This window comes from Falsihalocynthiibacter sp. BN13B15 (assembly GCF_041205415.1).
GTDB classification, from domain to species: Bacteria; Pseudomonadota; Alphaproteobacteria; order Rhodobacterales; family Rhodobacteraceae; genus Falsihalocynthiibacter; species Falsihalocynthiibacter arcticus.
The window spans coordinates 1-3,539 of the sequence record NZ_JBGFCE010000042.1; the positions used below are offsets into that span (position 1 = coordinate 1).

At 51.6% G+C, this 3,539-nt stretch carries 3 protein-coding genes and 2 pseudogenes; 4 read left to right on the forward strand and 1 reads right to left on the reverse strand.

The features are described from left to right. Positions 1 to 188, forward strand: a pseudogene (locus tag AB9F26_RS21945) (integrase); the annotation flags it as partial. Next, entirely contained in the window at positions 164 to 1,486 is a 1,323-nt protein-coding gene (locus AB9F26_RS21950) for a hypothetical protein (RefSeq protein WP_369769091.1), read from the forward strand. The pseudogene AB9F26_RS21945 and the gene AB9F26_RS21950, both read left to right, overlap by 25 nt. 446 nt (positions 1,487 to 1,932) lie before the next feature. Here AB9F26_RS21950 and AB9F26_RS21955 read toward each other — a convergent pair whose 3' ends face one another. After that, complete coding sequence (locus AB9F26_RS21955) at positions 1,933 to 2,310, reverse strand: c-type cytochrome domain-containing protein (RefSeq protein ID WP_369769092.1); 378 nt, start codon at positions 2,308 to 2,310, stop codon at positions 1,933 to 1,935. A 178-nt stretch (positions 2,311 to 2,488) separates the two neighbouring features. Between AB9F26_RS21955 and AB9F26_RS21960 the strand changes: the two genes are divergently transcribed. Then, the gene (locus tag AB9F26_RS21960) at positions 2,489 to 3,067 is read left to right on the forward strand and encodes a hypothetical protein (RefSeq protein ID WP_369769093.1); all 579 of its coding nucleotides are present in this window, start codon (positions 2,489 to 2,491) and stop codon (positions 3,065 to 3,067) included. Between the two features lie 300 nt (positions 3,068 to 3,367). Beyond that, a pseudogene (locus tag AB9F26_RS21965) lies at positions 3,368 to 3,539 on the forward strand (cysteine synthase); the annotation flags it as partial.

Below are 3,539 nucleotides of genomic sequence, written 5' to 3' on the forward strand. Positions count from 1 at the left end.
TCACCGACCCCAAGAAATCCCTACATAGTCTGCGCCACAAGAAGAAAGATGACCTGCGCAATGTTGGCTGTCCCGAAGAAATCAGCAAGGTGATCCTTGGCCACAGTAGCCAGGAAGCCGCCGCGCGGTATGGTGCGGGGTATCGCCTAGAGGTTCTTAGAGAGTGGATGGACAAATCGTACCAATAGCCAAACCAGTGACCTCTGTTGTCCCTGCCCGTCCTTTTGATCCGTTTCGTCGCGCCAAATCAGCAGCCGCCGAGACCATCGTTGAGTCCGTTCTACATGTGGTCAGCCGCTATGAGGATAAGCACGGCCTTCGCAAACGTAAACGTAAAGCGGTGGACCAAGCGACTTATGAGACCACTATTGAAGCCATTGTTTGCGACCTCCTGTATCGCCACCTTGAAGTGCCCAGTGGTCAACTTCATGTCAGTCAGAGCAATCAAATCTTGAGGAAGAAGTCGCGTTACAAGGGCCAGGCTTTGGGGAAAACCCTCCCTGATCTCCTGAAAGTCTTGGCAATCCCTGAAGTGGGCGTCGTCGAAATCACCCCGGGATCAAAGACTTTCAAAGGCACAGACTACAACCCCCTCCTTGCAGGCGCTGGGCGGCAGACCATCCTCACGGCGGGACCAAGCTTGCTTGCACTCCAGGAACACTTTGGGGTGACGTTTACTGGCTTTGGACGGTCCGATGATGAAGAAATACTCTTGCTGCGCGGAACAAAACAGCGGGATGACAAACCGGCTCCGCTGGTTGAGTATGATGATACAGAGGAAACAAACGCCCTCCGCCAAGAGATGCAAACCCTGAATGCTTGGCTTGAAACGGTTCCTCTTTCTTGCACCGATCCACAGATCAACACCACCGACAGACGCCTCCGCCGGATATTCAACAACAAAGACTTCGCCCAAGGGGGACGGCTCTTTGGTGGTTTTTGGCAGGGGATGAAGCATGATGCGCGGTTGGAAGCTATCCTGCTGAACGACGACACGCTGGTCGAGCTTGATTACGGCCAGGCAGGGCTCTTGTTGCTCTATGGCTTAATTGGCGCGACACCGCCAACGGGTGATCTTTATGATCTGACAGAGTATGGCTTCGCGCAAGAATGCCGTCCTGGGATCAAGAAGGTCATTCAAGCCTCGATCAATGCCAGTAAGCCCCTGATCCGTATGCCGAAAGGGGTCCGCAAGACCATCCCTGCCAGCAAGTCCTTCAGTGCCACCCTAGCGGCCATTGGGCAACGCCATCCCGCGATCGTTCATCTCTTTGGGACAAGGGTTGGTTTGCAACTGATGCGAACAGAGGCCGACATCTTGGTGGCTGTCCTGTTGGAACTCAAATCTAGGGGCATCTTTGCCCTCCCCATCCATGACGCGATCTTGGTTGAGCCTAGGTATGAGCAAGAGGCAACCGAGGTGATGAAGGCTGTGTTTAAGGAGCGGATTGGGCTAATCCCTGAGGTGTCGGTTGAGAGTTCCTGATGTAGGTGGATATCAATTGTAGTAAATGAATATTGTAGCTGTATATGAGATAGATATAGAGATATTATTGTTATTATTCATATGATTAAACTAATAACAGATAGTAGGTTCATTGGGACCTAAGGGAACCCCCATTAGATTAACTATTAGGTCTCCCCCTCCTCATATATGGGACCCGTAAGAGATCCCCCCGATCAAAGTTACCAATCCGAGCGAACGGCCCGTATATCGTGAGGCGTTTCAAGACCTTTATGCTAGCGCAGCAATCGTCACTAAGGGCGGAAACCGGACCTTCGCTACGCTTTGCATAGAGGTCTGCCCTGCGGGACTTTGCTGCCGTTCGTTTTGGACGCCAGTTGCTCCAATGCTGAAGCCAAGTTTGCATGCCGTTTTACACTTGGCTCAACATTGGAACCTTGTTGCCCCCACAAGAACATATAACCTGCTTAATCCGTCACAACGAATTCTGGTAATCCAGCTGCGATCCATCGCTCGATCAAATCGATCTCTGTGTCAGGTAGCGGACGGCTGAGAAACGGCATGCGTGGTTTACTTTCTCCGCGAAGCCGTCGGATTAGTTCACTGCCGCCAACGTCGCCAGGAATGAGGACTGCACCGCTATCGCTGCCTGCAAGCGCGGCCTGATATTCGTCGAGCCTCAGCCCTTTCGAAGCGCCAGCCACAGCCGAATGGCACATCACACAGCGGTTATCGAGGATGGCAGAAACATCGGTCCAGCTGAGTGCAACGCTCTCGTCGGCAATCAAACTAAAGGGTGACAATGCAAGCAACGCCACCGTCCCAATCAGCAAAATTGCCCGCATTCGCTCCTCCCTGGTTCAAGGCTCCTGCGTCGAGCTGGTTTGGTTGTGGCAACAGCATCGAGGAGACATCAAGTCACACAGTGATTAAAAATGAATTATGTAGATGTGTCCATCTGTGCTATTCTTAAGTCTTAAATGAGCACGTTTTGTGCTTAATTAACAAATCCGGGGGGACAAAATGAAACAGATTTCAATCTTAACATTGCTTGCGACTTTCCTGCCGACTTTCTTGATGGCAGACACCGTCGACTTGGACGAAATGCGTGCGAACACAGAGAAATACAAAGATATTAATGTCGCATTGGCAGATGGCTACATAACGCCAGACAACGCGTGTGTTTCAGCCGCGGCGGAAGGGTTGCCTGCGGAGCTTGGTGCCATGGGTATACATTTTATTCATCCGGCACTCTTGAAGATTACAGAGACGGAGCCACGCGTTGACGGAATGTCCACCTATACTGATTGGTTGCAGCCGTCGGTTTTGATTTATGAGCCGCAGGCGGACGGATCGATGGAACTTGTTGCCGTAGAAAACCTTGTTTTTGAGGCCGCGTGGCAGACTGCTAGCATGGGCGATCCGCCCGTTCTGAATGGCCGCTCATGGGACCACATGGCAGATGATCCTAATACGGCTGGTGACGAGGCGCATGGTTTCATGCCACATTTTGATCAGCACGTTTGGTTATTCCGCGAGAATCCGATGGGCGATCTGATGCCCTTTAGCCCGAATGTGACATGCGAGCACGCTCAAGGCTGAGGTCCCGAGCCGGCACTTTGAGGTAAGCAAGATTTTGCATTTGCTGTGTGGAATATAAACAAACAAACTCTGTGTTCTACACACTCATTTCAGCTTGTCAGCGGCTTACGCGATGCGCTGAGGCATTTTCACTAAAGCGGACCTTCGACTTTCTAGCTTATAATGATCGCTAATGCCGACAGAGCAGACATCTGTGGAATTATCAAAACCCGTAGGAGGCGACTTTGCGACAATATTGTGCTAGTCAATGCGATGCACCACGCCGTTCAGGGTGGCTGTATAAGTAATAGGGGGTGCTCAATGGGAATTCGTTCAACTGAAGGCCGAGGCAAGCTCTACGCTTCGATCCTGGATACAATCGGCGACACACCGACTGTGCGCATCAACAATATTGCACCAGACCATGTTCAGGTTTACGTAAAATTTGAGGCGTTCAACCCGGGCGGATCCGTCAAGGACCGATTGGCGGTCA